The following is a 26,261-nucleotide window of genomic DNA, read 5'->3' as shown; positions in this document are numbered from 1 at the left end:
ACCCCTGTTCTCGTTTTGTGTCAATGAGGCTGTGGATAATTCAATCACAGCGGGATGTAGTCGACGGCGTCACCAACCTGGCGCTCAGGATCTTTTGGTGCGCGCACCAAAAGCGCGTTGGATTGGCCCAAAACGCTGAGCAGGCTGGAATCCTGTCGCTCAAAGGCTGTCAGCCCCTTTGGCGTCACCTCGGCGCGCATGTAGTGTTCACGCGGGCCATTGGCAGCGACGGGGGCGGCCAGTTTGGCCTGCAGACGCGGCGCGGGCGCGTTGCCCAGACCAAGCATGGCGCGGATCACCGGCGCGACAAAAACATGGCCGCAGACCATGGCCGAGACCGGATTACCGGGCAGGCCCATCATCATGGCACTCCCCAAACGGCCCGACATCAGCGGTTTGCCGGGGCGCATGGCCACCTTGTAAAAGGCGCGCTCCATCCCAAGATCACCCGCCACCTTGGCGACCAGATCATGATCCCCGACCGAAGCCCCCCCGATGGTGATCACCAGATCCGCGTCATCAATCAGGCCGAACACGGTCGCCAGCGATGCCTCATTGTCGCGCGCAATCGGCAAGAGCCGCGGTTCCGCCCCGAGTTCGCAAAGCATGGCATGCAGGCCAAAGGTGTTTGAGGCGATGATTTGATCGGGGCCGGGGTCTTCGCCAGGCATGACCAACTCGTCACCGGTCGAGATCAAGGCGACCTTGGGTTTCCTGGCAACGGTGACCGTCGGAATGTTCATGGCCGCCAGCAAAGCGACGTCATTCGCACCCAGCAGGCGCGGCGCACCCACGATCTGTCCATCTTGAAAATCACCGCCGGCGGGGCGGATATTGGTGCCGTGCTCGGCCTCATTGATGGTGATGTGATCGCCCGAGCGGGTGACATCCTCTTGAATCGTGACATGGGTCGCGCCCTTCGGAACGGGGGCCCCGGTGAAGATGCGCACGCAGGTGCTGGCGGTCACCTCGCCATCAAAGCGATGCCCGGCAGCGGCTTCGCCAATGACCTCTAGCGTTTGCCCGACTTGTGGGTTGACCGTCGCATAGCCATCCATTGCCGAGGCCGCAAAAGGCGGCTGATCCCGCCGCGCCTGCACAGGTTTGACCATCACCCGCCCAGCCGCCTGGATCAGCGGCACCTCTTCCTGACCCAGCGGGCGGGCAAGGGCAAAGAGGTGATCAAGCGCTTGGGAAACCGAAATCATGGCCGGGCCTTTCCTTTGGCATAGTGGCGATACGGGGCTGGAATTGCTGTGACTGTCACTTGGTTGTCAGTTTCACTCTGCCTCGTAACGCCCTGACTTTCCGCCATCTTTCAGGATCACACGGGTGCCGCCGATTTCCATGGCTTTGTCGACGGCCTTGACCATGTCATAGACGGTCAGCGCGGTGACGGACACCGCGGTCAGCGCTTCCATCTCGACACCGGTTTGGCCGGTGGTTTTCACGGTGGCTTTGATACGGAGGCCGGGCAGGTCTGGGTCTTGGGTCAGGTCAACTGACACCTTGGTGACAGGCAGCGGGTGGCAGAGCGGGATCAGATCCGGGGTTTTCTTGGCCCCCATGATACCTGCCAGCCGGGCGACCCCGATCACGTCACCCTTCTTGGCGCGCCCTTCTGTAATCAAATCAAAGGTTTCCGGGGTCATCTTGACCCAGCCTTCGGCGGTGGCAATGCGCGAGGTGACAGCCTTGTCAGAGACATCGACCATATGGGCGTTGCCGTCTTCGTTGAAATGGGTCAGATCGCTCATGACATCTCCTTAGGCGGGCACGGGGTTGGCAAGCAGGGTCTCGGTGGCGCTCCTGACATCCTCTTGACGCATCAGGCTTTCGCCAATCAGGAAGGTGCGCGCGCCATATGCCGCCATATCGGCCAGATCAGCCGGGCTGTTCAGCCCGCTTTCCGAGATCAGCATACGGTCCGCAGGCACCATCTTGGACAATTCGCGCGTTGTGTCCAACGTCGTCTCAAAGGTCTTGAGATTGCGGTTATTCACCCCGATCAGCTTGGATTTCAGCCGCAAGGCACGTTCCATTTCATCGGCATCATGGGTTTCGATCAACGCATCCATGCCCCAGGAAAACGCGGCATCTTCAAGTTCTTGCGCCTGTGCATCAGACACAGAGGCCATGATGATCAGGATACAATCCGCCCCAAGCGCGCGCGCCTCGGCGACCTGATAGGTGTCATACATGAAATCCTTGCGCAGGGCAGGCATATTGGTGGCCGCGCGCGCCTGAACCAGAAACTCCTTGGCCCCTTGGAAAGACGGGGTGTCAGTCAGGACCGACAGGCAGGTTGCACCGCCATCCTCATAGGCTTTGGCTAGCTTGGCTGGCTCGAAATCAGCGCGGATCAGCCCCTTTGAGGGGGAGGCTTTCTTGACCTCGGAAATCAACCCGTAGCCTGTTTTCTCAGCGGCAAACAACCGATCTGCAAAGCCACGCACGGGAGTTGCATTGCGCGCGGCTTCTTCGACATCGGCCAAAGAACGGGCGGCTTTGTCAGCGGCCACTTCCTCAAGCTTATAGGCTTTGATCTTGTCAAGAATGGTGGTGCTCATGGGGTTGTCCAGTCGATTTCTGTCTGTCCATTGGCTTTAAGCCAGTCATTGACCGTGGAAAAGGGGCGCGAGCCGAAAAAGCCGCGCCGGGCGGACAAAGGCGAGGGATGCGCGGTTTTCAGGATCAGGTGATTGTCACCTTGAATATGCTTGGCAAAGCCCTGCGCATGGCCGCCCCAAAGCACAAAGGCGCGGGGGCGGTCAGAAAGGAAGGCGATGACCTGTTCGGTCAGCTTGGCCCAGCCGAGTTTCTGATGCGCATTGGCCTCGCCCGCGGGAACGGTCAGCGCGGTGTTCAGCAGCATCACACCCTGGCGCGCCCAGGGGCGCAAGTCACCGGTGATGGGCGCGCTGCCCAGATCCTCAACCATTTCTTTGTAGATATTGCTCAAACTACGCGGCAGTTTCACGCCGGGTTCTACCGAAAAAGCCAAACCATGGGCATGGCCGTGTGTGGGGTAGGGGTCTTGGCCCAGAATGACCACTTTGACGGCGTCGGGTGCGCAGGCGTCAAAGGCGGCAAAGATTTGCTGCTGCGGGGGAAAGATTTGGCGACTCTCCTGCGCCAGTTGTTTGGCGATGGCAGGCAGGTCCTCTGCAAAGAACGGTAGATGTGCCCAGTCTTTTGGAACGCGTAAATCCATGTTTCCCCTAGACATTTGCGAGGCCCGCCAATCGGCGGGATGAGCAGGCCTCAGGCGGCCTGCGTTGCCTTTGCCAGCGCGTCGATCTTGGCTTTGGCGGCACCGCTATCAATGCTTTCGCGCGCCATTTCAGCGCCTTGTCTCAGATCGTCCGCTTTGCCTGCCACGGTCAGAGCTGCGGCTGAGTTGAACAAAACCGCATCGCGATAGGCGCTTTGCTCTCCCCCCAGCAAAGCGCGGAAAGCCACCGCGTTTTCCTCAGGTGTGCCACCCAGAATATCCTCGAACGGATGAACAGGCAGGCCAGCATCTTCAGGGTGCAGTTCTGTTTCAGTGACACTGCCATCCTCTTCCAGAGCGGCGACCCAGCTGATGCCGGAAATTGCCAGCTCGTCTGTGCCATCCGAGCCATGCACCAGCCAGGCGCGTTCCGAGCCAAGCTGCCCCAGCGTCTCCGCCATGGGCCGGATCAGGTCGCGAGTGAAGGCTCCGGTCAGCTGGCGTTTTGCCCCGGCCGGGTTGGTCAGTGGTCCGAGGATGTTAAAGATTGTGCGGGTGCCCAGCTCCATCCGCACCGGCATCACATGTTTCATCGCCGGGTGGTGCATCGGGGCCATCATGAAGCAGATGCCAACCTCGGCCAGCGCCTTTTCCACCGCATCGGCCCCGATCATCACATTGATGCCCATCTGCCCCAGCGCATCCGCCGCGCCGGATTTTGAGGACAGGTTGCGGTTGCCATGTTTGGCCACGACCTGACCGGCCCCGGCCACAACAAAAGCCGTCGCGGTTGAGATGTTCAGTGTGCCTTTGCCATCGCCGCCTGTCCCGACAATGTCCATCGCGCCCTCGGGAGCGGCGACCTTGTTGCATTTAGCACGCATCACGGCGGCGGCGGCGCTGTATTCGTCGACGGTTTCACCACGCGTGCGCAATGCCATCAACAGGCCGGCAATTTGGGCTGGGGTGGCGTCGCCTTCGAACAGAACGGTAAAGGCGGCTTCCGCCTCTTCACGGGTCAAAGCGCGGTCGGCGGCGGCCCCGATCAGCGGTTTCAAGAGGTCACTCATGCCGGTTCCTTTGCCAGATCGAGGAAGTTCTGCAGCATCGCATGCCCATGTTCCGAGCGGATCGATTCCGGATGGAACTGCACGCCCTGGATGGGCAGGCTCTCATGTTGAAGGCCCATGATCGTGCCATCCTCAAGCTCGGCAGTGACTTGCAGGCAGGACGGCAGATCGTCGCGGCGCACGACCAGCGAATGATAGCGGGTGCCCAGCAGCGGTGAGGGCAGGCCTTTGAACACGCCTTTGCCCTCGTGATGGATTTCGCCCATTTTGCCATGCACAATCTCGTCATGGCGCACCACGGTGCCGCCAAAGGCCTGGCCAATGGTTTGATGTCCCAGACAAACCCCCATCAAGGGCGTGCGGGTTTCGGCGGCGGCTTCGGTCAGGGCCAGACAAATCCCGGCCTGATCCGGGTCACAGGGGCCGGGGGAGAGCAGAATTGATGACGGTTTCAGCGCCATTGCCTCTTGAACGTTCAGGGCGTCGTTGCGGTGCACCACCACATCGGCCCCAAGTTCCCCAAGGTAATGAACAAGGTTGTAGGTAAAGCTGTCATAGTTATCTATCAGAAGAAGCATGATATTGCGCTCTTATGTCTGGCGGCTAGCCGCATGGTCGCGGTATACATGCACAGGCAGTCAGACCGGCGTCAAGGGGCGCAAAGGTGCGACCACAAGGCAAACAAGGGCGCAAAGCCGTATAAACGGGTGAGGAGTGGCACATGGCACGAGGATTTCTGAGCGGCGCGATCTGGGGCGTGGTGGTCTCTGGTGTCTCGGCTGGGGCGGTATCGGTTGCAATGGGGCCGCCGGATCGTCCTGATCCTGCGCAAGCCGTCGACAATGATGTGGCGGTCATTGCGCCGGAACAGGTTGATGATGGCGCGACGCCTGATCCTCAGCAAGCGGTTGATGCGGACACCGCCAAGGAACCTGACACAACGGCAGTCATGGAACCCCCGGCCAAGGATCCCTTGCCTCAGACACAGGATGCTGGTGCGGCACCCGCTGTGATGGCTGACGCGGCCAAGCCCGGGCGACGCCCGCAGGCCGAAACCGGATTTGAGGCCCCCAAAGCGCCGGGCGGTGCCTTGGATGCGCCCGATGGGCCATTTAGCGCAGAGGCGGATACGGATCTGCCACAACAACCGGTGATTGGCGCGGCCCCGGATGCGCCAGTGGCTGCTGATCCTGCCTCGGAAACGGCTGAGGTCAGCGTGACCACCGATGCGCCGGTGCAACCCTTGGCGCAGGCTGAAATTCCGGGCGCGCCTGTGGCCGAGGACAGCCTCGATATTTCCACCGACCCGGCCCAGCCGCCAATTCCTGCGGTGCCCGAAGCCGAAACAGCTTTGATCGTCGAAGAGGCTCCTGTCGCCGAAGAACCTCAGCTTGAGGATGTCGCCGAACAAGCCCCAGCGCCCGAACTGGAACAGCCCGAAGCTGTACCGGATTTGGAAACCGCCGAGGCCCCGATTGCGCCTGAACCTGTTGCAGAGCCAGAGCCGCAAGAGGCCCCTGAGCCGCAGCCAGAACCTGAGCAAGTTGCCGTCGCCGCGCCGGAACCCGAGGTTGAGAACAATCGCCCGAGTATCGGCAAACCGGCGGGGTCCTTCCTTGATCGCGACACAGGCGTGCAAACCTCGCGCCTGCCGCGTTTGGGCGCGGAAACTGCGGATGCCAGTGCGGATGCGCCGCAAACTGAAACACCGCTGAGCAAATTCGCCGCCAAGCCTGATCCGGCTCCGGCGGTGGATCTGCCACGCATTTCGGTGATCCTAATTGATGACAAGGTTGATACTTGGGGCCCCGAGGCGCTCAAAACCCTGCCGATCCCGGTCAGCATCGCCATTCCCCCCTCGCATCCTGAGGCCACCAAAACCGCCGAAGCCTATCGTAAGCTGGGTTTCGAAGTGTTGGCCATGGCGGACATCCCAGAGGGGGCTGCGCCATCAGATGTTGAGGTCACCCTGAGCGGCACTTTGCAAACCATCCCCGAAGCCGTTGCGATCCTCGAAGATCCGGCCGGGGGCGTGCAATCAAGCCGCGCCGTGTCGAGCCAAACTGCGGCCTTTCTGGCCGAAAGCGGTCATGGATTGGTCATGTTGCCCAAAGGCTTGAACACCGCGCAGCAATTGGCCGCCAAGGCGGGGGTGCCCTCGGCCAGCCTGTTCCGTGACATGGACAAGGACAATCAGGATGCCGCCCATGTCCGCCGTTCGCTCGATCAAGGGGCGTTTCGTGCCAAACAGCAGGGGGCGGTGATCATGCTGGGGCGCTTGCATGCCAATACGTTGTCGGGGCTAATCCAATGGGGCTTGCAGGACAAAAACGCCTCTATCGCGATTGTGCCAGTGTCGACCGTCTTGCAGGAAGCATCGCAAGAGTGATCTCAAACCGGGACCGGATAAGGGCGGGGTAAGACAGCACACCGCCCATTGCGAAGCTAAAGATCAGGATCATAAGGCGCGGAGCCGTGTCTGGTGTGAAAAGGCTAAACCAGAAATAGAACTCGGGCGCGCCGATCAGGACGCTTGTCAGGAAAATGTCGCAGGTGAAGGCGCAGATGAGGCCAATATTGGCTTTCAGCGTTTTGACTGCGATCAGAGCTGGGCGTTTGGATATCAGTGCCAGGACAGTGGCTGGACCAAAAAGAGCAAAGAAACAATAGCTTGCAACCTTGGCCCAATATTGCCACCAGGGCAGGGAGAGCAGTTGCAGATAAATCGGCGTCACCTCATCTTCGTGATGCAAAATGATGTTCAATTCGCGCCAAAACGCATCGTCCATGTGACCAAACCAAAGCGTGGCTGACGTGTATTCGCCCAGCATGACCCAGCCAAAAATCAGCGCCACCGACAGGCTCAAGCCGAAAGCATGCCAATGCAGCCGATAGGTCGGAACCCGTTTTCGGATCAACCACCAAGGCAGGGCCAAGGCCACAGCCAAGGGCAAAGCGCAGGCCAGCCATAGCAAGACAAGCAGATTCAGCTCTTTGGGGTTCGCGAAAATGGTGATCCAGGCCAACCCCTGAAGCCAAAGGACCAGGGCCAATGGCAGGCCTGTCCAGAGCAAAATCCAGGATCTCAGGTTTAACTTCGTCATGACTGTCCCTTTCTTATTCGGGACAGAACACCATTGTTGGTTTGCAGGATTTGTGCAGGTTTTGACGGCGGCTTGAGGAGGGGGCGTTAAGTCGTTCAAAGTTTTAACAAAAGGGTGAGTTGAGATTGTGAATATTTGAGCGATATTAACCAAATTTTTGTTCACTCAGCCCGTGCTTTTCACGGTGATGCATGCCCGAATACCTTTCCGAGTTCCAACCCTACGGGGACTCATCGCAAGAGTTCATAGAGGTTGCCCTTCCCGAAGGGACCGACCCGTCCGGCTATTCTGTCTATATCTATGACACGTTTGGGAACGCCATTTATTCCTTCCCGCTTGGAACCGCGACGGATACGGTGGCGAGCTATGATGTTTACGTCATCGATAGTTCGACACCCGGTTTCAGCGATGGCGGCGCGGATCCGACCGGGCGTCTCTATCCCGATGACGGCATTGCGCTCGTTGATGATACGGGAACGACCGTTCAGTTCATTTCCTATTGGGGCAATACCGTCACAGCGGTTGATGGTCCGGCGGCCGGGTTGACCAGCACCGATGTCGGCACGGCCCCCATGGGGGAATCCCTGCAATCGGATGATCGCGGGGCCACCTATTACGGGCAGCCGATCACCAATGCTGGAACGATCCCAGCCTGTTACGGGGCCGGTACGTTGATCGCGACACCTGCTGGACCTTGTCCCATCGAAAAGTTGCAGCCGGGGGATCACGTGATCGGAGAGGCTGGGGAGCCGCTGCGCATCCGACTGATCCGGCATGATGTGCAATCCTTTGGCACCTGCCGACTGGATCAAAGACCGGTGCGTATTGCCCCACATGCTTTCGGGCGGGATCGACCCTTTCAACCGCTGATCTTATCCTCTCAACATCGCGTGGTTCTGGGCGGGCATGGGCAATTGCAAGGCGGCGGGCAGTCCCCTTGCTTTGTTCCGGCCAAGGCGCTGACAGAACTGAAGGGCGTGCGCTTTATGGCGGGGCGGCGCAAGATGGATTGGTATCATATCCTATTGGACAGGCATGCGGTCATCTGGGCCAATGGTGTCGCCTCCGAGAGCCTGTTGCTGGGGCCGTCTTTGCTCGCCGATTGCAGCCCCGCGCAGATGCGGCGGCTGTCCAATGCCACCCAGCAATCCTTGTCCAGTTTGGAGACGGATAGGCCAGCCCATCCCTGCCTGTCGCTGCGCCAGAGCCGTGCGCTGATCGCGGGTTTCAAGTTGCAGGGGAAACGCAGGCAGGGTCAGGCATCAGGCAAGGTATCGCGCTCCTCCAGCGTTTTGGCCCAGTCGATGGCCCAGGGGCCAAAGGGCTGCAAGAGTGAGAACAGCGCCTTTCCCGTATCGGTCAGGTGATAGCCGTTCCCGTCATGGGCGACGATCGCGCTGGCTTTGAGCTCTTTCAACCGGCGGTTCAAAACCGTGGGCGACACGCCTTCACAGGCCGATTGCAGGTCGCGGAACGTCTTGGGACCGTTGGACAATTGCCAAATCACCCCCAAGGCCCAGCTACGTCCCAATAGGTCGAATAGCGCCATGATCGGCTTGCCGGTTTTTGAGCCACGGACAGGGGAGCCTGGGGTTGGGATTTTGTCGGGCATGAAAAATTCTCTTGCTATCTTTTCTGTAGCGGCCTAACGCTCGACCACTTGCTATCGAAATGATAGCGAGTTCGAGAGGGCGTTTCATGATTCTTTTTCCCGCTTTGGCAGCTTTGTTGGCGTCCTTTGGCTGGGCCTCCGGATCGGTCCTGGCGCATGATCCGGCCAAGCGGTTGGGCGCGTTTGAATTCACCCGCATCCAACTGGTGGCCTGTTCGGCGATTCTGGCGGTGATCTGCTCGGTTCTGGGCCTGTGGGGCAGCATCGATGTCGCGCATTGGCCCGCCTTCGCAATCAGCATCCTGTTTGGCATCCTCTTGGGTAACCTTGCGATGATCGAGGCCTTGCGCCGCGGCGGCCCGAGGGTGCTGGAACTCTTACTGACGATGAAAGCGCCGATCGTCGCGCTCATGGCGTATTTTTGGTTGGGCGAAGTGCTGAGCCTTTGGGATTGCATTGGGGCAGGGGTGACCTTGGCGGGCATCGTGCTGGCCATTATGAGCAGTGGGGGATCACGCGGATCAGACCCGAATAGCGGAGGGCTAATCGTGGTGATCCTGCTCAGCCTGACCGCGGCCATATTGCAGGGCCTGGGATTCCTGATCGTAAAACCAGCCTTGTTAGACGGCGCAGCCCCCTTGGCCGTCAGCGCTGTGCGCTTGCTGGGGGCGGGGCTGTTGATCTCGGTTATCGCGCTTTGGCCAAGCACGGCTTTTCAACCAAAGGAACGCCCAACCCCGAAACTGGTCGGTGCAACGATTTTGCCGGGCTTCATCGGCTACGGGGTGTCATCGTCGCTCTTGCTGGTCGCGATGGCCCATATGCAGGCCGGGATAGCTGTGACGCTAGGCTCTTTGTCACCGGTGATGGTTCTCCCGATCCTGTGGCTCAAAACGGGGCACAGGCCAGACAAATTGGCCTGGATCGGGGCCATGCTGGCTGTTCTCGGTACTGCTTTGATTGCGCTCTAGCGCTTGGCCCAGCCCTGAAGGGTCGTCTCAAGATCGCCATAGCCAGACTTGCGATGTTCAAAGGCCAAGCCCATGCGATCTGCATGTTGTTGGGCAAGATCGACCAGAGCCGGATCATCAAGTTGCGACAGGTAGACCAGAGTTTCGTAATTGCCGAAATACATGTCCCGCAGGTCTGGATGACGGTCGAGGCCAAGGGGTTTCCAGACGAAACTGTCGAACTGGCGCACAAGGAAATCGGTTAGGTAAAAGGCCGTGACCTCATCGCGATTCCCAAAGGCTGCGAGCCCGTCAAAGAAGGCATAGCAATGCGGGCCGGGCACCATCTCAACGCCCAATTCCTCGCAGGCAGCTTGCAACAGCCCCCCCGTGCCGCAATCCGCATAAACCACATAGATCGTGGCATAGGCATCGCGATGCTTGGCGACTGCGTCACGCACCGCATCGGTGATTTTCTCAGGATGCACATGCAGGATCGCGGGCAGGCAGGTGAGATCCATATGATCCCAGCCATTGCGCTGCTTGAGGTCAAGAATCTCGCGCGCCAAAGCCCCGCAAGCCAAAAGCAAGACACGCCCATCGCCAGATGGGGCAAGACCGTTTTTGGTTAGGGCGGAATCGTCAGGGGTGGTTTGTGTCGTCATGGGTGACATGCGCCAGACCCCAACGGGCCAACAGCGCCAAGGCAAGAAGGACAGGAAGCACGTTCAACACACCCCAGGTCGACATAGCCATCACCGTAACGGCCGCAGCGGCGATAACGGTCACGAGCAATAGCGCAAAGGATGTTACTGGCATTCGAGTCTCCTCTTCCGGGGCCAGTATGTCGCACATGGAGGTAAAGAAAAAGGCCTCATTTCAGGAATATCTCCCCACGAGGTCTTGGATGGCCCCCAAGACGGGGACCAGATGTTTTGATTTAGGCGGAAAGCTGGTTGTGTTTGCGCGACATGAATTCCTTGGCGGTTTCCACGGCAACAGCGGCGTCACGGCAATAGGCGTCGGCCCCGATGGCCTTGCCAAATTCCTCGTTCAGGGGCGCACCGCCAACCAACACGACATAGTCGTCGCGAATGCCCATTTCGACCATCGTGTCGATGACGACTTTCATATAAGGCATGGTGGTGGTCAGCAGGGCTGACATGCCCAGGATATCAGGCTCTTCTTCCTTGATCGCATCCATATAGGCCTCAACCGCGTTGTTGATGCCCAGATCGACAACCTCAAAGCCTGCGCCTTCCATCATCATGGAAACCAGGTTTTTGCCGATGTCGTGGATGTCACCCTTAACGGTGCCGATGACCATTTTACCCATGCGCGGCGCGCCGGTTTCGGCCAGCAGCGGCTTGAGGATGGCCATGCCGCCCTTCATCGCATTGGCGGCCAGCAGAACCTCGGGGACAAAGAGGATACCGTCGCGGAAGTCAGCCCCGACGATGGTCATGCCACCCACCAGCGCTTCGGTCAGGATGCGATAGGGCTCCCACTTGCGTTCCAGCAGGATGTTGACGCCTTCTTCGATCTCTTCCTTGAGACCGTCATAGAGGTCGTCGAACATCTGTTGGACGAGTTCCTCGTCGTTCAGTTCGGACAGGATGATGTCGTCTTCTTCGTCGGACATTGGCGTTTCCTTCATGCTGGCAAGCCCAGGGTCGCTGTGGGGGCTGCACGTGTTCTTAGGGGACTATTCTTTGTTTTTTCCAAAAGACAAATGGCAGATTGCGACATAGGGCAATCTGGCAACGACCTTGACTTCGACTTGGCCATTTGGTTTGGCCGATGATTGTATTTGTTCTTGTTGTGTTCTATTTTGAGGTCATGACACAGCCCAAACGCCCCGTTGCCCCCGATCTGCGCCGTGCGCGCGGAGCAACCAGCCGTGATTGCGGCAGGTTTGAACGGTTTAGCCGGTCGGACGAAAGTGATGGCTGGGATATCCCCGAAGAGGAGGTCCCGTTTCGCACCGAGGTCCGTGAAGAGCAGGCGCGCAGCATGATCAATTACGTGCGTTCGCCTGATCTGCCCTTTGACCGGTCGTTGAACCCGTACCGGGGCTGTGAACATGGCTGCATTTACTGTTTTGCCCGCCCGACCCATGCCTATCTGGGCCTGTCGCCGGGGTTGGATTTCGAAACGCGGCTGATTGCGCGGCCTAATGCGCCCGAGGTTTTGGAGCGTGAGTTGCGCCGCAAATCTTACCGAGTGGCGACCTTGGCGATTGGGACGAATACAGATCCCTATCAGCCGGTTGAACGGGATCTTGGCCTGATGCGCGCCTGTCTTGAGGTGTTGCGCGACTATCGCCATCCGGTGGCGATTGTGACCAAAGGCGCGCTGATCGAACGCGACATCGACATTTTGTCGGACATGGCTGAACTGGGCCTTGTGCGTGTTGGCGTTTCCGTCACCAGCCTGGATGCGCAGCTGAGCCGCAAAATGGAACCGCGCGCGCCCGTGCCGGCCCGTCGCTTGGCAATGATCGGACGGTTGAGCGAGGCCGGTATTCCGGTGCGCGTCATGGCCGCGCCCATGGTGCCTGCGCTGAGCGATCCGGAGCTGGAACATATCCTTGAGGCCGGGCGCGATGCGGGGGCGGATGCGGCGAGCTGGATCATGCTGCGCCTGCCATTGGAGGTGGCCGAGCTCTGGCAAGACTGGCTGGCCGAGCATTACCCGGATAGGGCAGGGCGTATCATGGGCCATCTGCGCGACATGCATGATGGTGAGGTCTATTCCAGCCAATGGCATCGCCGGATGCGCGGCACGGGCGTCTATGCTGAATTGGTATCGCAACGGTTTCACCGTGCGACGCGCGCGCTTGGGCTGGCAGTGGAAACGCCACCGCTGCGGACGGACCTCTTCCATCGCCCCCTGCGCGCCGGAGATCAGATGCAATTGCTGTGAGCGGCGCGCAACAAATTCCGTCGACGGAATTTGCAAATTCCATGGATGGAATTTGGATGGCGCGCGCCGGTAGGCTATGCGCCAGTTTCGAGTGTCTGAACCAGCATCACCGCAAGAGGCGCACAGGCTCTTGGTTGCAGAAAATGACCATCTGACCGGCATTTTCCACAGCGCGAAACCCGCGCCTGTCCAATTCTGCCAAGAACCTGTCACGTCCTACGATCCTGTCGATATCCGAAGACTGACGACGCACAATACCACCCTCTGCCGCCGCGCGGGCGGTAAAGATCGAGCGCATCCAGTCCTCGGGACGTTGGGTGATGGGTGGGCAGGTCATATATGAACACTGCCCGATCCATGGTTAATAAGAGATGAACGCCTTACGAGCGGCGACGGCGGCTGCGGCGTGCCGGAGCGGCAGCGCTATCGCCCGTGCCATCGCTTTCCGAGCTGAAACCACCGATCTTTTCAGCGATCAGTTCAAGAGACGGCATCTCGCCCTTGGGTCTCTCTTCCAAGGCCGCGCGCATGGCTTTCAGGTGGTTTGGCATGGTGCCGCAACAGCCGCCGATGATTTTGGCCCCCGTATCACGGGCAAGCACCGCGTAATCTGCCATCAACTCAGGCGTGCCATCATAATGGATATGGCCGTCGACATATTTCGGAATGCCAGCATTACCCTTTGAGATGATTGGCGTTTCGGTACCCTGAGCCACAAAACCTTTGATGGTGCGCAGAAGGTCAGAGGCACCGACACCGCAATTGGCCCCAAAGGCGACGGGCGCGTTTGGCAGCTCATCCACCAATTTGACCATATCCGCCGAGGTCACACCCATCATGGTGCGGCCTGCGGTGTCAAAGCTCATGGTGCCACACCAGGGCGCGTTGATATTGGCAAAGGCTTCTGCGGCGGCGCGGAATTCTTCGGGGGCCGAGATCGTCTCAACCCAGAGCACATCGGCCCCACCATCCATCAGGCCCTTGGCGGTTTCTTCAAACATCTCGACCGCGCTTTCATGGCTCAGCGTGCCGGCTGCACCCATGATTTCACCGGTCGGGCCGACAGAGCCCGCAACGATAATGTCGCGATCTGAGGCATCGGCCACTTCGCGACCCAGCTCAGCCGCCAGTTTTGAGAATTCATAGGCGCGGTGCCCGGCGTCATGCAGTTTCAGACGCGACGCATTGGCCCCAAAGGAGTTGGTCAGAAACAGGTCAGACCCGGCATCGACCGCGCCACGATACAGGGCACGGATCTTGTCAGGCTCGATTTCGTTCCAGAATTCCGGCGCATCACCGGATTGCAGACCCATATTGAACAGGTTGGTGCCGGTGGCCCCATCGGCCAGCAGCCAATCCCGGGTTTCCAAAGCGCGACTCAGTGCGTTGCTCATGTGATATGCCTTTGTATGTTTGGGCGCGGTTTTTCACATAGAGTCGGTTTAATCAAACTCATAATCTGCAAGATGGTTATGAAGGTTCCTTGTTTTGCGTTTTCAAAGATCCACCGCTAAATCCCAAGAATTTCGTAACTGCGTTCAATGCCAGCACTGATCTTGCCCCAGTCAGAGGCTTTGACCCGCGCCTGATGGGCATCAAAGGCAGCTTTATCCGTGAATTCCTCGGCGACATCAAAACGGCCGGGAGTCGTGTCGGATTCTGTCACGACAAAAGACATACAACCCGGTTCCGCGCGGGTGAGGCGAATATGCTCGGGCAGGGCGTTGCGAATGCTGTCCAGCCGCTCTTGGGGAACGGAAATGAAGCCTTTGAGTGTCACGGTCATAAAAAATGCCTATTGCAACAGAAAATCAGGATCGCCGAGTCCGGTCAGTTGGCCGAGTTCATAAACCGGGAGGCGCAGCAAATTGAACCATATGGCCAGGGTTTCCCGTGTCAATGCACCCCTGTCGGGGGTGGTCAGGCCTTGGCCGTCGCGGGCTGGGACCAGATGAAGATCAGAGAGGCCCGCCCAGCGAAAAGACAGCCAGCTGCGTGGCAGATGATAGGCATCGGTGACCAGCAGCGATGATTGGGCATTCTCCATCAACTCTCTGGAAAAAATCGCATTTTGTAAGGTCGACCTTGCCAATGGGTCCGTTTTCATCGCCGAGGTAGGCACACCCATCTCGTGGGCAAGCGTCGCCATTTGATCCGCCACTGAGGCCGCCGTGGCATGGCCATTTGAGCCGCTAAAGATGATTAGGGGGGCTTTGCCCGCCAAATACAGATCAGCACAGGTTTTCGCCCGATGGATCGAACTGCCGATGATCTCGCCGCTGGCCGGGTTTGCCCCGCCGCCAAGGCAAAAGATGACATCGGCTTTGGGTGCGTCGGCAATATCGATCCAGAGCGCCGGGCGGCTCCAGACGTACGCGGCGCAATAGGTCGCAAGAAAAAGGCCGAGCCCGGTAAGGCTCAGCCTGATTGTCCAACGGATCATTCCCACTCGATTGTGCCCGGAGGTTTCGAGGTGATGTCATAGGTGCAGCGGTTGATGCCCTTGACTTCGTTGATGATGCGCGTGGCGGTTTCGCCAAGGAATTCGTGGCTGAACGGATAGTAATCCGCTGTCATCCCATCAACGGACGTCACCGCGCGCAGGGCGCAGGCATAGTCATAGGTGCGACCATCTCCCATCACGCCAACAGTGCGCACAGGCAGGATTGCCACAAAAGCTTGCCAGATCTCATCATAAAGACCGTGTTTGCGGATCTGATCGATATAGATCGCATCGGCCTCGCGCAGGATCTCCAGTTTCTCACGGGTGATTTCACCGGGGCAACGAATGGCCAAGCCGGGCCCGGGGAAGGGGTGGCGACCAATGAACGACGCAGGCAGACCTAGCTCGCGACCAAGGGCGCGCACCTCATCCTTAAAGAGCTCGCGCAGCGGTTCCACCAGTTTCAGACCCATCTTTTCAGGCAGGCCGCCGACATTGTGGTGAGATTTGATCGTCACAGACGGACCGCCGGAAAAGGACACGGATTCAATCACATCCGGGTAAAGCGTGCCTTGGGCGAGGTAATCCGCCCCCTCGATCTGGTCGGCATATTTCTGGAACACGTCGATGAACAGCTTGCCGATGATCTTGCGCTTGGTTTCCGGGTCTGACTGGCCTTCCAACTCGCCCAGGAACAGCTCGGTTTCATCGGCGTGAATGACCTGCAGGTTCATGTTGTCGCGGAACATGCCGACAACTTCCTTGGCCTCATCCTTGCGCAGCAACCCGTGATCAACAAACACACATGTCAGTTGATCGCCAATGGCTTCGTGGATCAAGGCCGCGGCAACCGAGCTGTCAACGCCCCCGGACAGGGCGCAGATGACCTTTTTGTCGCCAACCTGATCCTTGATCTTGGCGACCATCTCTTCGCGGTAGGCCCCCATGGTCCAGTCACCTTTAAAGCCCGCGAGACGCACGAAGTTCTCATAAAGCTTGGCTCCGTTGGGGGTGTGATGCACTTCGGGGTGGAATTGCACGGCGTAGAAATTGCGCGCTGTGTCAGCGGTGATCGCATAGGGCGCGTTGGGTGAGGTGCCATAGACCTCAAAGCCTGGCGCGATGGCACTGACATGATCGCCATGGCTCATCCAGACCTGTTCGTCGCCCGCGGCAAACCAGCCATCCAGCACGTTCAATTCACCCTTGGGCGTCACGAATGCGCGGCCAAATTCGGCGGTGCCATGGCCGCTTTCGACTTTGCCGCCCAGCTGATGCATCATCACCTGCTGGCCATAACAAATCCCAAGGATCGGCACACCCAGCTCAAAGATCTCTTGCGGGGCGCGCGGGCTACCCTCGCGTGTAACACTGTCAGGGCCGCCGGAAAAGATGATCGCCTTGGGCGACATCTCGCGGACCATATCCATGGTCACGCTCTGATAAGGGTGGATTTCGCAATAGACAGAAAGTTCCCGCAGGCGACGCGCAATCAGCTGCGTGACCTGAGAGCCAAAGTCGATGATCAGAAGCCGATCATGCCCGGACGTGTTCGAGGTGCTGGTCATGCGCCCTGATAGGCGCAGGCCTGATAAAGTGCAATATGATCCCTTTGCGTAAAGAAACCAAATAGCAAAAAAACGCCGCCCGGTTGGGCGGCGTTTTACGATTGTGATTTGAACCGGATCAAAAGGAGAAGTTGAGACCAAACCGTATGGCGTTAAAGGTGCCAACACCATCAAAAGTGTTCCCCGAACCGTCATCCCCAAACTCAAGATCACCCAAGTTGTAATGGTTGACTTCGGCAAAACCGCTCAACGCACGGCTGAATTTGTGCTCGATACCCAGGCCGATGGTGTAACCGGTAGTGGTTTCTGAGTCGCCTTGTTGGTCCGAATCCTCGATACCGCCCTCGTATTTTGCAAAGGCGATACCCGCTGCACCATAGGCCAGAGTGCGTTCGGAAATCAGCACCCCATAGCGACCGCGCAAGGAGGCGAGGGTTTTGAAGTCGATATTACAATCGCCTGTAAAACAGGACCAGTCGTCGCCTGTTGTTCCTTGCTCGGTTATACCATTCGGACCGTTACCAATGTCTAGGTCGAAACCAAACACGTGGTTGCCTGAGCGTTTGTTATATCCAAAGCGCAGGGCGTAAAGGCCACCATCAACGTCTACATCGGGACCTGTTTCATCCTCAGAAGAAACGCCGGTTTCGTACGTGCCCTTGGAAGCTCCTACTGAAAGGCCGACAAAGAACCCGTCCCAGTCATACTCAAGGGACGGTTGGGTAGGGGGTATATCAACAGGTGGGTCATTATAGTCGCCAGCAAAGGCCATGGTGCCAGAAATCGCAAGGGCAGCAGAGGTAAGTATAATCTTCGAAACCATCGTTCAAATCTCCATTTAATAAGAAAAACTTGCGCATTTTTAACGCAAACACATAGACGACTATAGATGTTTACATGATTGCATTTTTAGTGAGCTCCACAACGCTGCATTTATGCAACGCATGCCTTTAAGTACTCGAACAAAGTCCTACAAAAGGTCGATCAGCCCCTCGGGGTAAAGCGCGACTCGCTTGGCGCGGAACTTTTCCAGAGGGATCCATTTGGCATATTGCTCGCCGCTTTGCTCCTCTGAAAAGGCCAAAAGGTCAGCCTGGTAAACAGCGGCTTCGGCAAAGCGGGCGTGGTAGACAAAGACGATTTCATGGCCTTTGTCTCCGTGATGTTCAAAATGATTTTCGAGCACGCCGATCTGTTTTAGGTCGGTGACATCCTGAGCCGTTTCTTCCTTGATTTCGCGGATCAGCGTGTCTTTGGCTGTTTCGCCAAATTCGACACCGCCGCCCAAGGGACGCCAGCCTTTGATCTGGCCCTGATCGTCATGCACGGGTGCGGCCAGAATCTGCCCCTCGCGGGTGAAAATGCCGATACTGATGACACGAACAGTCTGACGGGGCCGCCAAGGGGCCGGAGCTTGGGAGACTTCGGGGCGCGGACCGGTTGAGGGCGCGCCGCAACCGCAACCAGCCGAACAGGAATGATCATGTGCCATTGGGAACCCTCTGCCGTTTCCGGCTTTATGGCCTGCGACATGCACCTGGCACAAGGGCAGCTTGTGCAGGGATCAGCATTTCCGCCCGGGCCCCAATAAAAGGTGATCGCCGGATAGGGCCGGAGCGGTTTCCCGGCGTCAAAGCTCTGCGAATGTCGCATTTGCGACCAGAGTGCCGCTAACTCGTGCGGGCATTTGCCGGGTTCAGGCTACCAAATATGAAAATCGAAACTCAGGACGGAACAGACCATGGCAGAACCAGCGCGCAGACGGGGACGCGGCGGAGGCGGAGCCGCGCGTCGGGCGGAACGCACAGCGATCAGCATCGAGACTGCAAAATACATCGAACGCAATATCCCGAACTTCGAAGTCTTGACCGAAGAAGCGCTGGAAATCATCGAGGCCAACGCAGAAACCGTTCTCGAAGAGATCGGGGTCAATTTCGTTGATAACCCTGCGGCGTTGGAGCGTTGGCGCGAGGCCGGTGCAGATGTTCAGGGCGAACGCGTTCGCCTGCCCAAAGGTCTGGCCCGCAAGCTCTGCGCCACGGCCCCCAGCCAATACACCCAGCACGCGCGCAACCCGGAAAAAAGCGTCGTCGTCGGCGGTCGCAATCTGGTGCTTGCCCCGGTCTATGGCCCGCCCTTTGTACGCGATGTCGAAGGCGGTCGGCGCTATGCCACGATGGAAGATTTCCGCAAATTCGTAAAGCTCGGCTATATGTCGAAATGGCTGCACCATTCCGGCGGCACCGTTTGCGAACCGACAGATATTCCGGTGAACAAACGCCATCTGGACATGCTACACGCCCATATGACCCTGTCGGATAAGCCGTTCATGGGGTCCGTGACCGCGCCAGAACGCGCGCAAGACAGTGTTGAGATGTGTGAGATTCTGTTCGGCAAAGACTTCGTTCAGGAAAACACCGTGATGACCTCGCTCATCAACATCAACTCGCCCATGCAATTTGATGATGTGATGATGGGTGCGCTCGAGGTCTATGCCAAGAACAATCAGGCCGCGATCATTTCGCCCTTTATCGTTGGCGGGGCCATGGCACCGGTGTCGGTTGCGGGCACTTTGACCCAGGTTCTGGCCGAGGTTCTGGCGGGGATCGCCTATAGCCAGCTGATCCGTCCCGGTGCGCCGGTGATCATGGGGGCCTTTGTGACCTCGATCGATATGGGCTCGGGTGCGCCGACCTTTGGCACGCCAGAGGCGGCTCATATCACCTATGGGGCCGGGCAATTGGCCCGCCGTCTTGGGCTGCCTTACCGGTCTGCCGGGTCCTTTTGTGGTTCGAAACTGCCTGACGCACAGGCGGCCTATGAAACCGCGAACTCACTGAACATGGGCCTGATGTCAGGTGTGAACTTCATGCTGCATTCTTGCGGCTGGCTCGAAGGCGGTCTTGTCTCCAGCTTTGAGAAATTCGTTATGGATGCCGATCAGCTGGGCACCTTGCATGGCTTGGCCAAGGGCGTGTCGGTTGACGAAAACGCCCAGGCGATGGATGCGATCCGCGAAGTGGGGCCGGGTGGCCATTATCTTGGTTGCGCCCATACGCAGGCCAACTTCAAGGATGCGTTCTGGAAAACCGACCTGCTGGATTACAAGCCGTTTGAAACCTGGTCCGAGGAAGGGTCCAAGGACACGGTTGCCCTGGCATCCGAGCGGGTGAAGTTCCTGTTGGACAATTACAAACAACCGTCCATGGATCCCGGCATCGCCGAGGCCTTGGCCGGTTATGTCGCCAACAAGAAAGCGTCGATGCCCGACAGCTTTACTTGATTGATTAGGCTTCCGGCGGGTGCGCATGTTGTGCACCCGTCAAACCTTGTTACGCCCTCTCTGTCCGTCAGAGGGGGTGTTTCTTTTTGGGGTTAGCCGATCAGACCGCCGGATTGGGTTTCGCGCAATACGCGTGCTTCGCCCATCATCGCGACCAAAACCTCGACATGGCGGCTGACGGAATAGCCCGAATCGTCTCCGGTGCGTTTGTCGTTCAGATCCGCCTCAATTTCCATCAAACGCATTAATGCGGCACCGGGGCGTGGAAGGTTTCCATATCCTAACAAACGGTGAAGTTGTGGGTCCCGGCGATAATCCTGCGCGCCGATACGGGCGGCGCGGATCAAAAGGCGTGGGCGGCGCAAGTCTTTGAGAATGCTGAGAATATCTTTCATGTCTGCTCTCCGAGTATTCGTGATTCCGCAAGGACATTCGCACAGGTTGTGGCGTGTTGCGTTGCGCACGGATACGGCGTTCGCAGGGGTTAGGAACGTTTATACTTTGGGCACAAAGATGGCTTTTATGCGGCTTTGTTAACCTCGCAGTAAGAGACACACGCCTAGGTTGCGACTTAATCCATGGGGATAAATCTGTGGAAAAAGGCAAGAAAGACGGGATAGCGCAAGATGAGCAATTTGAATGTAGATGGTGCAGTCAAGGGGTTACCCAATTGGGTGCCGGACGCGGCACGGGTCTACCTTGCGCATACGGAAAACGGGTGTACGATCCGCGAATTGGCGCGTCAGGCGGGGTGTCATGCCTCGACCGTGTTGCGCCAGGTTCGCCGGATTGAAACCCGGCGCGACGATCCACTGGTGGATGCCGCGCTCCGTCATCTTGGCCAAACGCCCCGGTCGACCCTGTCCGAAAACAAAGCCGCAGCGATCCATGTCGGAAAGGACAAGACAGAGATGAGCGCTGCCAAACCTATGCCCACCCCCCCGGATGAAACCACCTTGACCCGCGAGGCGCGGCGCGTGTTGCGTCGTTTGTGCGAAAGCGGGGCCGTTTTGGCGGTCGCCGCCGAGATGGAAAAGGCCGTCGTGGTGCGCGATACAGGCGAGGGCGGCAGCACACGCACAGCCGTGGTGGATGCCCCCATCGCCGAAGCCATGGCGCTGCAAGACTGGATTGCCTGCGACGCGCCGGGGCGGATTTCGCGCTATCGCATCACCTCCGCCGGGCGGGCCGCGCTCAGCCGTATGGTGGCGGAACAGGAAAACAAAGTACGCGGCTTTGCCGAGGCGCAGGCCGGGTTTGACACCGGTCGCGAGGCTGAGGCGGCGTTGGAAGAGGTCGAACGTGACCCACGCGCCCGCAAAGGCCGGTATTTACTGGCCGAAAGCCCGCTGACCGCTTTGGCTCGGCGCAAGGACAAGGATGGCACACCGTTCTTGTCAGATGTTCTGGTCGCGGCGGGCGAACGGCTGCGCGAAGATTTCGAACTTGCGCAGATGGGTCCACGCGTGGCGCAGAACTGGGATCAGTTTCTGACTGCCGGGGTTGAGTCCGGTCACAAGGGGGATGCAGGACCAAGCGCCGCGCAATCACGCCTTCAGGCGGCTCTCAAGGATCTGGGCCCGGGCCTTGGCGATGTGGCCTTGCGCTGCTGCTGCTATCTTGAGGGGTTGGAGACCACCGAAAAGCATCTGGGATGGTCGGCACGCTCGGGCAAGGTTGTTTTGCGCATCGCCCTGCAACGCCTGCGCCGCCATTACGAGGAATTATCGGCTAAGGGTGGCGATCTCGTCGGCTAAGCGACTAAACGAAAAAGGCCCGCCAATTTGGCGGGCCTTTTCTATCGTGTCACAACCGAATTAAGCGGCGGAGGACGCAGCGTCTTCCAGATGCTTCATCAGGTTTTCAGGCGCGGACACACCATAGGGGTCTTCGCCGTGGTTGTCCGACAGGCCGGGCTCTTCGAACCATGCTTCGACCACACCATCATTGACGATGGCCGCGTAACGCCAGGAACGCATGCCAAAGCCCAGGTTATCCTTGGCAACCAGCATGCCCATCTTGCGGGTGAACTCGCCGGACCCATCCGGGATCACGCCAACATTTTCCAGCTCCTGGTTTTTGGCCCAGGCGTTCATGACAAAGCTGTCATTCACGGACATGCAGTAAATCGCATCAATGCCCTTTTCAGCGAAATCGCCAAAGCCTTTTTCAAAGCCGGGCAGCTGGTAGGTGGAGCATGTCGGGGTGAATGCGCCAGGCAGCGAGAACAGGATGACGCGCTTGCCTTTGAAATAATCGGCGGTGGTCATGTCCTGCCAACGGAAGGGGTTTGGCCCTTCGATGGAGTCGTCGCGAACACGGGTGTGGAAGGTCACTTCGGGGAGGGTGAAGCCAGCTTTCATCGGGCACCTTTGTAAGTTTGGAACGTTTCTAAAGGCGGGCTACCCTGAGAGGGACCGAGTCGCAAGGCAATTTGAGCGTTTAGCGATAACGCAATGATCACGCATGGCGGCCATTCGTCTCGGGCAAGGCTGTTCGCCTATATAAAGGGCAGGTGCAGGGGGGTACTAGCTACATTTGGGGATGCGCCGCTGATGTCTCAGCAAAGCTTCACTGGAAAAACCCCCTGCACCTCCTTATTAGTGACGTAACGTGAAACCTTCGCGGGGAAAAAAACATGCGTGATCTCAAAATCCCGTCCGAGCGCCATCCTGAGAAAGCTCATCGGCCGGACAATGCGCAACCAAAGAAACCGTCCTGGATCCGGGTCAAGGCACCTGGCGGGGAGGGGTATAACACGACGCGCAGGATCATGCGGGAACACAACCTGACCACGGTTTGTGAAGAAGCGGGTTGCCCAAATGCTGGCGAATGCTGGAGCCAGGGCCACGCCACCATGATGATCATGGGCGAAATCTGTACCCGTGGCTGCACCTTTTGCAATGTTGCAACCGGCAAGCCGGACACGCTCGACGTTTTTGAACCGGGGCGTGTTGCGGATGCGGTGCAAAAACTGGGTCTGAACCATGTGGTTATTACCTCGGTGGATCGCGACGACCTCAAAGATGGTGGGGCCGAGCATTTTGCCCAGACCATCCGCGCTGTGCGCCATCGCTCCCCCGGCACCACGATCGAGATCCTGACCCCGGATTTCCTCAAATGCGACGATGATGTGTTGGACATCGTTGTTGATGCACGCCCGGATGTGTTCAACCACAACCTCGAAACCGTGCCCGGGCTCTATCCAACCGTGCGCCCCGGCGCGCGCTATTTCCATTCGCTGCGCCTGCTGCAACGGGTCAAGGAGCGCGATCCTTCGATCTTTACTAAATCCGGCATCATGGTCGGCCTTGGCGAAGACAAACAAGGCGTGACCCAGGTCATGGATGACATGCGCGCGGCGGATGTGGATTTCCTCACCATCGGGCAATATCTGCAACCGACTCCCAAACACCATGTGGTCGACCGCTTTGTGACGCCGGATGAATTCGAAGCCTATGAAAAGGCCGCCTATGGCAAAGGCTTTTTGATGGTCTCTGCCACACCGCTGACCCGGTCGAGCTATCACGCAGGAGATGATTTCGAACGCCTGCGTGCCGCCCGCGAAGAAAAACTGGGCCGCGTCTAGCGACACAGCCCAGCTTCTTCTTGGTCAAAATATCCCTGGGGAGTTGCCCAAAGGCGACGGGGGCAGCGCCCCCATCCCCGTTAGTAGCTGGATGATCCAGATGTGTCTGCCTTTGGCGCAGGCAGCGCTTTCACATAGGCCGCAACCGCCGCGCGATCTTCGGCGCTGAGATGGGCAAAATTGTCCACCACTTCGGCCATATGCCCGCCAACCGAATCGTATTCAGGTGTGAAGCCTGATTCGAGGTAATAGGCGACATCCTCAGCCGACCAGGTCAGCTTGTCCGGGGTCAGAGCAGGGATTGTGCCTTTGCCCGATGGATTCGGTGCGCCCGCCATCCAGCGCGACGTGTCCAAGCCACCCAAAGCATTGCGAGGTGTGTGGCATTCGGCGCAATGGGCCTGCGCTTCGACCAAGTAACGCCCGCGCTCCAGATCGGCGGGCACATCCATGACATAATCATCCGAGAAGAACAGCAGCTTCCAACCACCCAAAGAGCGGCGGATATTGAAAGGAAAGCCAACATCATGTGGTTTCGACGGCGTCGCATCGGCGGGCAGGCTTTGCAGATAGGCAAAGAGATCCGCCACGTCCTGATCGGTCATCTTGTTGTAAGCGTTATAGGGGAAAGCGGGGTAGTAATGCTGGCCCTTGGGTGACACGCCTTTCATCACCGCATTGGCAAGATCGATCACCTTCCAATCACCGATTCCCGCGCTGGGGTCGGGGGAAATATTGGGGGCGTAGAATGTCCCGAAATCTGACGGAAAGGCCATGCCGCCAGCAAGAATCAATTTATCCTCTGCGCCGGGCACATGGTGGCAAGAGGCACATCCCGAGGCTGTAAAAACTTTCTCCCCGGCAGCGACATCGCCGCTAAGGGAGGCGAAACGCTCTGGGGCAACCCGATCCGGGGCTGTCAGCCAGAGGCCCACCGCGACGCCGATAACCGCCGCCGCGACAAGCAATTTCAGAATACGGCGCATTTATTGTGGCGCACGATAGGTGTCATGGCAGCCTTTGCAAGAACCGCCGATCGCACCCATGTTTGGCCCAATCTGGTCCTGACCCTGGCCAGCGGCCGCCTGCATCGCCTTGGCGGCTTCGCCAAAAGCCCCCCATTTGGCAACAACATCGTCAATATTGGCCCAGATCGCCGGCAGGGCGCGGGTGCCTTCGATGCTGTCCGCATCGGTCCCTTCGGGCCACAGCGCGGTTTGGTGAATCATCGACACGGCAACCAGGCTGTCTGCGGCGGCCTGTGCGGCCTCGGCGTTGTATTCAACCTGACCTTTGGCCATGCCACCCAGAATCCCGAGGTTCAGCGCCATGATGTTGAACTGACCCTGACGGGCTTTGACGGCTTGCGGCACTTCGGCCATGGCAGTCGTGGCGAGCGTGGCCAGAACGGCTACGGTGGCGAAAGACTTTTTCATTGGTATCTCCCTGATTTCAATGAGTCCCAGCATAATATGACTTGGCTATGTGACAATCCTATACTGTATCCCCCCACTTGACCGGGTGGTAATATTATGAGTGCTTTTGTGCTTGATTTTTCTATTCTTAGGTGGATGACCCATGCGAATTTTGACCAGCCTGTTTTTCCTGCTGCCCGGTTTGGCCATGGCAGAGATGTCGCCCGAGCTTGCGGATGCGCGGCAATCTTATTTGTCAGGTGATTACAGTGAGATATGGGGTGTTGTTCAGGCCGAGGCCGAGGCGGGCGACCCGGTTGCGCAGAACATGCTTGGGGCCGCTTTGACCACGCATGATGGCTCCAAAGGGCTGGACTATGACCCCGAACAGGGCCTGGCCTGGTATGAAAAAGCGGCGGATCAGGGCTTTGACAAGGCGGTTTATAACATGGCCTTGTTTTGGCAAACCGATCACAAAGGATTTACCGCAGATTACAATCGCTCGCGCGCATTGGCCGAAAAAGCCACCGAGATGGGCTATATCCACGCACCGAATCTGATCGCCGACATGCTCTATACCGGCAAAGGCGGGCCGGTGGATCATGCCGCGGCCTTTGAACATTATTCCCGCGCGGCCGAAATGGGTTCTTACGTAGGGTTGCGCGCTGTGGGTTATGCCTATTTCCACGGCGAAGGGGTCACGCGAGATGTGGAGCAGGTCCGACATTTCCTCGATCTCGCCGTGGCAGCTGGCGACACGCGCTCGATCCCCGATCTGGCCTATCTTTATGAGGGAGACCAGGGCATTCCAGCGGATCCGCTGCGCGCCTACACGCTTTATCGCTACGGGGTGGATCGTGGAAATGCCAAGGCGGCGTTCTGGCTGGCAAGCTTTTCCGTGGATGAGCGGTTTGAAGGCGTTTGGCGGGATGCGATCAAGGGCTATGGTTATTGTCTACACGCCTTGACGCTGGGCTATGCGGCGGACGGGGCCGAAGCGGACTGTCAGGCGATGGCCGATGCTTTGGGCGATAAGGAAATCGCGCGCGGCCAGGCTTTTGCGAAGTCCTTACAATAGGTTATCGCCG

30 protein-coding genes are annotated in these 26,261 nt (G+C 58.4%); 8 read left to right on the top strand and 22 right to left on the bottom strand.

The window, feature by feature from the left end; genetic code table 11:
• Positions 1 to 44 precede the first annotated feature (44 nt).
• The 6 genes from CLV87_RS14165 to CLV87_RS14140 form a co-directional block, all read right to left on the bottom strand.
• Complete coding sequence (locus CLV87_RS14165) at positions 45 to 1,208, bottom strand: molybdopterin molybdotransferase MoeA (RefSeq protein WP_099246360.1); 1,164 nt, start codon at positions 1,206 to 1,208, stop codon at positions 45 to 47.
• Positions 1,209 to 1,280: 72 nt separating this feature from the next.
• Positions 1,281 to 1,757, bottom strand: a complete 477-nt coding sequence (gene moaC, locus CLV87_RS14160; RefSeq protein ID WP_099246358.1) for a cyclic pyranopterin monophosphate synthase MoaC — start codon at positions 1,755 to 1,757, stop codon at positions 1,281 to 1,283.
• Between the two features lie 9 nt (positions 1,758 to 1,766).
• Positions 1,767 to 2,570, bottom strand: coding sequence for an indole-3-glycerol phosphate synthase TrpC (gene trpC / locus CLV87_RS14155; RefSeq protein ID WP_099246356.1), 804 nt, complete (start codon positions 2,568 to 2,570; stop codon positions 1,767 to 1,769).
• Entirely contained in the window at positions 2,567 to 3,214 is a 648-nt protein-coding gene (locus CLV87_RS14150) for a uracil-DNA glycosylase (protein WP_176556034.1), read from the bottom strand. Before CLV87_RS14150 ends, trpC begins: the two co-directional genes overlap by 4 nt.
• 50 nt (positions 3,215 to 3,264) lie before the next feature.
• A complete protein-coding gene (gene trpD, locus CLV87_RS14145; protein ID WP_099246352.1) occupies positions 3,265 to 4,284 on the bottom strand; it encodes an anthranilate phosphoribosyltransferase in 1,020 nt (339 codons plus the stop codon).
• Positions 4,281 to 4,862, bottom strand: a complete 582-nt coding sequence (locus tag CLV87_RS14140) for an anthranilate synthase component II (protein ID WP_099246350.1) — start codon at positions 4,860 to 4,862, stop codon at positions 4,281 to 4,283. Before CLV87_RS14140 ends, trpD begins: the two co-directional genes overlap by 4 nt.
• A gap of 143 nt (positions 4,863 to 5,005) precedes the next feature.
• On the opposite strand from CLV87_RS14140, the gene CLV87_RS14135 reads away from it, so the two are divergent.
• Positions 5,006 to 6,673, top strand: a complete 1,668-nt coding sequence (locus tag CLV87_RS14135) for a divergent polysaccharide deacteylase family protein (protein WP_099246348.1) — start codon at positions 5,006 to 5,008, stop codon at positions 6,671 to 6,673.
• Here the strand turns inward: CLV87_RS14135 and CLV87_RS14130 are convergent.
• Complete coding sequence (locus CLV87_RS14130; protein WP_133840792.1) at positions 6,621 to 7,388, bottom strand: hypothetical protein; 768 nt, start codon at positions 7,386 to 7,388, stop codon at positions 6,621 to 6,623. The two genes, CLV87_RS14135 and CLV87_RS14130, sit on opposite strands and share 53 nt — an antisense overlap.
• Before the next feature lie 191 nt (positions 7,389 to 7,579).
• Here CLV87_RS14130 and CLV87_RS14125 point away from each other — a divergent pair, with 191 nt between their 5' ends.
• Entirely contained in the window at positions 7,580 to 8,755 is a 1,176-nt protein-coding gene (locus tag CLV87_RS14125) for a Hint domain-containing protein (RefSeq protein ID WP_099246344.1), read from the top strand.
• On the opposite strand, the gene CLV87_RS14120 is transcribed toward CLV87_RS14125, so the two are convergent.
• Positions 8,644 to 9,000, bottom strand: a complete 357-nt coding sequence (locus tag CLV87_RS14120; protein WP_099246343.1) for a winged helix-turn-helix transcriptional regulator — start codon at positions 8,998 to 9,000, stop codon at positions 8,644 to 8,646. The genes CLV87_RS14125 and CLV87_RS14120 overlap by 112 nt on opposite strands.
• 86 nt (positions 9,001 to 9,086) lie before the next feature.
• Between CLV87_RS14120 and CLV87_RS14115 the strand changes: the two genes are divergently transcribed.
• On the top strand, positions 9,087 to 9,971 hold the full coding sequence (locus CLV87_RS14115) for a DMT family transporter (protein ID WP_099246341.1): 885 nt from the start codon (positions 9,087 to 9,089) through the stop codon (positions 9,969 to 9,971).
• Here CLV87_RS14115 and CLV87_RS14110 read toward each other — a convergent pair.
• From CLV87_RS14110 to CLV87_RS14105, 3 genes are all read right to left on the bottom strand, one after another.
• Positions 9,968 to 10,615 (bottom strand): DUF1638 domain-containing protein, encoded by a 648-nt coding sequence (locus CLV87_RS14110; RefSeq protein ID WP_099246339.1) that lies wholly within the window; start codon positions 10,613 to 10,615, stop codon positions 9,968 to 9,970. The two genes, CLV87_RS14115 and CLV87_RS14110, sit on opposite strands and share 4 nt — an antisense overlap.
• Positions 10,593 to 10,769 carry a hypothetical protein gene (locus tag CLV87_RS23900; protein WP_166652759.1) on the bottom strand — a complete coding sequence of 59 codons (177 nt, stop codon included), beginning with the start codon at positions 10,767 to 10,769 and terminating at the stop codon, positions 10,593 to 10,595. Before CLV87_RS23900 ends, CLV87_RS14110 begins: the two co-directional genes overlap by 23 nt.
• A gap of 121 nt (positions 10,770 to 10,890) precedes the next feature.
• The gene (locus tag CLV87_RS14105; RefSeq protein ID WP_099247777.1) at positions 10,891 to 11,592 is read right to left on the bottom strand and encodes a corrinoid protein; all 702 of its coding nucleotides are present in this window, start codon (positions 11,590 to 11,592) and stop codon (positions 10,891 to 10,893) included.
• 197 nt (positions 11,593 to 11,789) lie between these two features.
• On the opposite strand from CLV87_RS14105, the gene CLV87_RS14100 reads away from it, so the two are divergent.
• Positions 11,790 to 12,875 (top strand): PA0069 family radical SAM protein, encoded by a 1,086-nt coding sequence (locus CLV87_RS14100; RefSeq protein WP_099247776.1) that lies wholly within the window; start codon positions 11,790 to 11,792, stop codon positions 12,873 to 12,875.
• A gap of 106 nt (positions 12,876 to 12,981) precedes the next feature.
• Here CLV87_RS14100 and CLV87_RS14095 read toward each other — a convergent pair whose 3' ends face one another.
• From CLV87_RS14095 to CLV87_RS14065, 7 genes are all read right to left on the bottom strand, one after another.
• Positions 12,982 to 13,212, bottom strand: coding sequence for an N-(5'-phosphoribosyl)anthranilate isomerase (locus CLV87_RS14095; RefSeq protein WP_099246335.1), 231 nt, complete (start codon positions 13,210 to 13,212; stop codon positions 12,982 to 12,984).
• Between the two features lie 43 nt (positions 13,213 to 13,255).
• On the bottom strand, positions 13,256 to 14,269 hold the full coding sequence (gene bmt, locus CLV87_RS14090; RefSeq protein WP_099246333.1) for a betaine--homocysteine S-methyltransferase: 1,014 nt from the start codon (positions 14,267 to 14,269) through the stop codon (positions 13,256 to 13,258).
• Between the two features lie 116 nt (positions 14,270 to 14,385).
• Complete coding sequence (locus CLV87_RS14085; RefSeq protein WP_099246331.1) at positions 14,386 to 14,661, bottom strand: putative quinol monooxygenase; 276 nt, start codon at positions 14,659 to 14,661, stop codon at positions 14,386 to 14,388.
• Between the two features lie 9 nt (positions 14,662 to 14,670).
• The gene (locus tag CLV87_RS14080) at positions 14,671 to 15,318 is read right to left on the bottom strand and encodes a YdcF family protein (protein WP_099246329.1); all 648 of its coding nucleotides are present in this window, start codon (positions 15,316 to 15,318) and stop codon (positions 14,671 to 14,673) included.
• Positions 15,315 to 16,886, bottom strand: coding sequence for a glutamine-hydrolyzing GMP synthase (guaA, locus tag CLV87_RS14075; RefSeq protein ID WP_099246327.1), 1,572 nt, complete (start codon positions 16,884 to 16,886; stop codon positions 15,315 to 15,317). Before guaA ends, CLV87_RS14080 begins: the two co-directional genes overlap by 4 nt.
• 118 nt (positions 16,887 to 17,004) lie before the next feature.
• Positions 17,005 to 17,709, bottom strand: coding sequence for an outer membrane protein (locus tag CLV87_RS14070; RefSeq protein WP_099246325.1), 705 nt, complete (start codon positions 17,707 to 17,709; stop codon positions 17,005 to 17,007).
• Positions 17,710 to 17,856: 147 nt separating this feature from the next.
• Positions 17,857 to 18,378, bottom strand: a complete 522-nt coding sequence (locus CLV87_RS14065) for an NUDIX hydrolase (protein ID WP_099246323.1) — start codon at positions 18,376 to 18,378, stop codon at positions 17,857 to 17,859.
• A 249-nt stretch (positions 18,379 to 18,627) separates the two neighbouring features.
• Here CLV87_RS14065 and CLV87_RS14060 point away from each other — a divergent pair, with 249 nt between their 5' ends.
• Positions 18,628 to 20,169, top strand: a complete 1,542-nt coding sequence (locus tag CLV87_RS14060) for a trimethylamine methyltransferase family protein (protein WP_099246321.1) — start codon at positions 18,628 to 18,630, stop codon at positions 20,167 to 20,169.
• 92 nt (positions 20,170 to 20,261) lie between these two features.
• Here CLV87_RS14060 and CLV87_RS14055 read toward each other — a convergent pair whose 3' ends face one another.
• Entirely contained in the window at positions 20,262 to 20,564 is a 303-nt protein-coding gene (locus CLV87_RS14055; protein WP_099246319.1) for a DUF6477 family protein, read from the bottom strand.
• A 231-nt stretch (positions 20,565 to 20,795) separates the two neighbouring features.
• On the opposite strand from CLV87_RS14055, the gene CLV87_RS14050 reads away from it, so the two are divergent.
• Complete coding sequence (locus CLV87_RS14050) at positions 20,796 to 21,926, top strand: DUF6456 domain-containing protein (RefSeq protein WP_099246317.1); 1,131 nt, start codon at positions 20,796 to 20,798, stop codon at positions 21,924 to 21,926.
• 60 nt (positions 21,927 to 21,986) lie between these two features.
• On the opposite strand, the gene CLV87_RS14045 is transcribed toward CLV87_RS14050, so the two are convergent.
• A complete protein-coding gene (locus tag CLV87_RS14045; protein WP_099246315.1) occupies positions 21,987 to 22,532 on the bottom strand; it encodes a peroxiredoxin in 546 nt (181 codons plus the stop codon).
• 275 nt (positions 22,533 to 22,807) lie between these two features.
• Between CLV87_RS14045 and lipA the strand changes: the two genes are divergently transcribed.
• Complete coding sequence (gene lipA / locus CLV87_RS14040) at positions 22,808 to 23,758, top strand: lipoyl synthase (RefSeq protein ID WP_099246313.1); 951 nt, start codon at positions 22,808 to 22,810, stop codon at positions 23,756 to 23,758.
• A gap of 80 nt (positions 23,759 to 23,838) precedes the next feature.
• Here lipA and CLV87_RS14035 read toward each other — a convergent pair whose 3' ends face one another.
• A complete protein-coding gene (locus tag CLV87_RS14035) occupies positions 23,839 to 24,744 on the bottom strand; it encodes a c-type cytochrome (RefSeq protein WP_099246311.1) in 906 nt (301 codons plus the stop codon).
• Positions 24,745 to 25,194, bottom strand: a complete 450-nt coding sequence (locus tag CLV87_RS14030; RefSeq protein WP_099246309.1) for a c-type cytochrome — start codon at positions 25,192 to 25,194, stop codon at positions 24,745 to 24,747.
• 142 nt (positions 25,195 to 25,336) lie between these two features.
• Between CLV87_RS14030 and CLV87_RS14025 the strand changes: the two genes are divergently transcribed.
• Entirely contained in the window at positions 25,337 to 26,251 is a 915-nt protein-coding gene (locus CLV87_RS14025) for a tetratricopeptide repeat protein (protein ID WP_099246307.1), read from the top strand.
• The last annotated feature ends 10 nt before the right edge of the window (positions 26,252 to 26,261 follow it).

This window comes from Pelagimonas phthalicica (assembly GCF_004364805.1).
In the GTDB taxonomy this organism is placed as follows: domain Bacteria; phylum Pseudomonadota; class Alphaproteobacteria; order Rhodobacterales; family Rhodobacteraceae; genus Pelagimonas; species Pelagimonas phthalicica.
This window is presented reverse-complemented; position numbering and strand designations above follow the sequence as displayed.

Coding starts and splice junctions, on each gene's coding strand:
- CLV87_RS14165 (WP_099246360.1), bottom strand. CDS start 1,208: ATGATTTCGGTTTCCCAAGCGCTTGATCACCTCTTTGCCCTTGCCCGC.
- moaC (WP_099246358.1), bottom strand. CDS start 1,757: ATGAGCGATCTGACCCATTTCAACGAAGACGGCAACGCCCATATGGTC.
- trpC (WP_099246356.1), bottom strand. CDS start 2,570: ATGAGCACCACCATTCTTGACAAGATCAAAGCCTATAAGCTTGAGGAA.
- CLV87_RS14150 (WP_176556034.1), bottom strand. CDS start 3,214: ATGGATTTACGCGTTCCAAAAGACTGGGCACATCTACCGTTCTTTGCA.
- trpD (WP_099246352.1), bottom strand. CDS start 4,284: ATGAGTGACCTCTTGAAACCGCTGATCGGGGCCGCCGCCGACCGCGCT.
- CLV87_RS14140 (WP_099246350.1), bottom strand. CDS start 4,862: ATGCTTCTTCTGATAGATAACTATGACAGCTTTACCTACAACCTTGTT.
- CLV87_RS14135 (WP_099246348.1), top strand. CDS start 5,006: ATGGCACGAGGATTTCTGAGCGGCGCGATCTGGGGCGTGGTGGTCTCT.
- CLV87_RS14130 (WP_133840792.1), bottom strand. CDS start 7,388: ATGACGAAGTTAAACCTGAGATCCTGGATTTTGCTCTGGACAGGCCTG.
- CLV87_RS14125 (WP_099246344.1), top strand. CDS start 7,580: ATGCCCGAATACCTTTCCGAGTTCCAACCCTACGGGGACTCATCGCAA.
- CLV87_RS14120 (WP_099246343.1), bottom strand. CDS start 9,000: ATGCCCGACAAAATCCCAACCCCAGGCTCCCCTGTCCGTGGCTCAAAA.
- CLV87_RS14115 (WP_099246341.1), top strand. CDS start 9,087: ATGATTCTTTTTCCCGCTTTGGCAGCTTTGTTGGCGTCCTTTGGCTGG.
- CLV87_RS14110 (WP_099246339.1), bottom strand. CDS start 10,615: ATGACGACACAAACCACCCCTGACGATTCCGCCCTAACCAAAAACGGT.
- CLV87_RS23900 (WP_166652759.1), bottom strand. CDS start 10,769: ATGCCAGTAACATCCTTTGCGCTATTGCTCGTGACCGTTATCGCCGCT.
- CLV87_RS14105 (WP_099247777.1), bottom strand. CDS start 11,592: ATGTCCGACGAAGAAGACGACATCATCCTGTCCGAACTGAACGACGAG.
- CLV87_RS14100 (WP_099247776.1), top strand. CDS start 11,790: ATGACACAGCCCAAACGCCCCGTTGCCCCCGATCTGCGCCGTGCGCGC.
- CLV87_RS14095 (WP_099246335.1), bottom strand. CDS start 13,212: ATGACCTGCCCACCCATCACCCAACGTCCCGAGGACTGGATGCGCTCG.
- bmt (WP_099246333.1), bottom strand. CDS start 14,269: ATGAGCAACGCACTGAGTCGCGCTTTGGAAACCCGGGATTGGCTGCTG.
- CLV87_RS14085 (WP_099246331.1), bottom strand. CDS start 14,661: ATGACCGTGACACTCAAAGGCTTCATTTCCGTTCCCCAAGAGCGGCTG.
- CLV87_RS14080 (WP_099246329.1), bottom strand. CDS start 15,318: ATGATCCGTTGGACAATCAGGCTGAGCCTTACCGGGCTCGGCCTTTTT.
- guaA (WP_099246327.1), bottom strand. CDS start 16,886: ATGACCAGCACCTCGAACACGTCCGGGCATGATCGGCTTCTGATCATC.
- CLV87_RS14070 (WP_099246325.1), bottom strand. CDS start 17,709: ATGGTTTCGAAGATTATACTTACCTCTGCTGCCCTTGCGATTTCTGGC.
- CLV87_RS14065 (WP_099246323.1), bottom strand. CDS start 18,378: ATGGCACATGATCATTCCTGTTCGGCTGGTTGCGGTTGCGGCGCGCCC.
- CLV87_RS14060 (WP_099246321.1), top strand. CDS start 18,628: ATGGCAGAACCAGCGCGCAGACGGGGACGCGGCGGAGGCGGAGCCGCG.
- CLV87_RS14055 (WP_099246319.1), bottom strand. CDS start 20,564: ATGAAAGATATTCTCAGCATTCTCAAAGACTTGCGCCGCCCACGCCTT.
- CLV87_RS14050 (WP_099246317.1), top strand. CDS start 20,796: ATGAGCAATTTGAATGTAGATGGTGCAGTCAAGGGGTTACCCAATTGG.
- CLV87_RS14045 (WP_099246315.1), bottom strand. CDS start 22,532: ATGAAAGCTGGCTTCACCCTCCCCGAAGTGACCTTCCACACCCGTGTT.
- lipA (WP_099246313.1), top strand. CDS start 22,808: ATGCGTGATCTCAAAATCCCGTCCGAGCGCCATCCTGAGAAAGCTCAT.
- CLV87_RS14035 (WP_099246311.1), bottom strand. CDS start 24,744: ATGCGCCGTATTCTGAAATTGCTTGTCGCGGCGGCGGTTATCGGCGTC.
- CLV87_RS14030 (WP_099246309.1), bottom strand. CDS start 25,194: ATGAAAAAGTCTTTCGCCACCGTAGCCGTTCTGGCCACGCTCGCCACG.
- CLV87_RS14025 (WP_099246307.1), top strand. CDS start 25,337: ATGCGAATTTTGACCAGCCTGTTTTTCCTGCTGCCCGGTTTGGCCATG.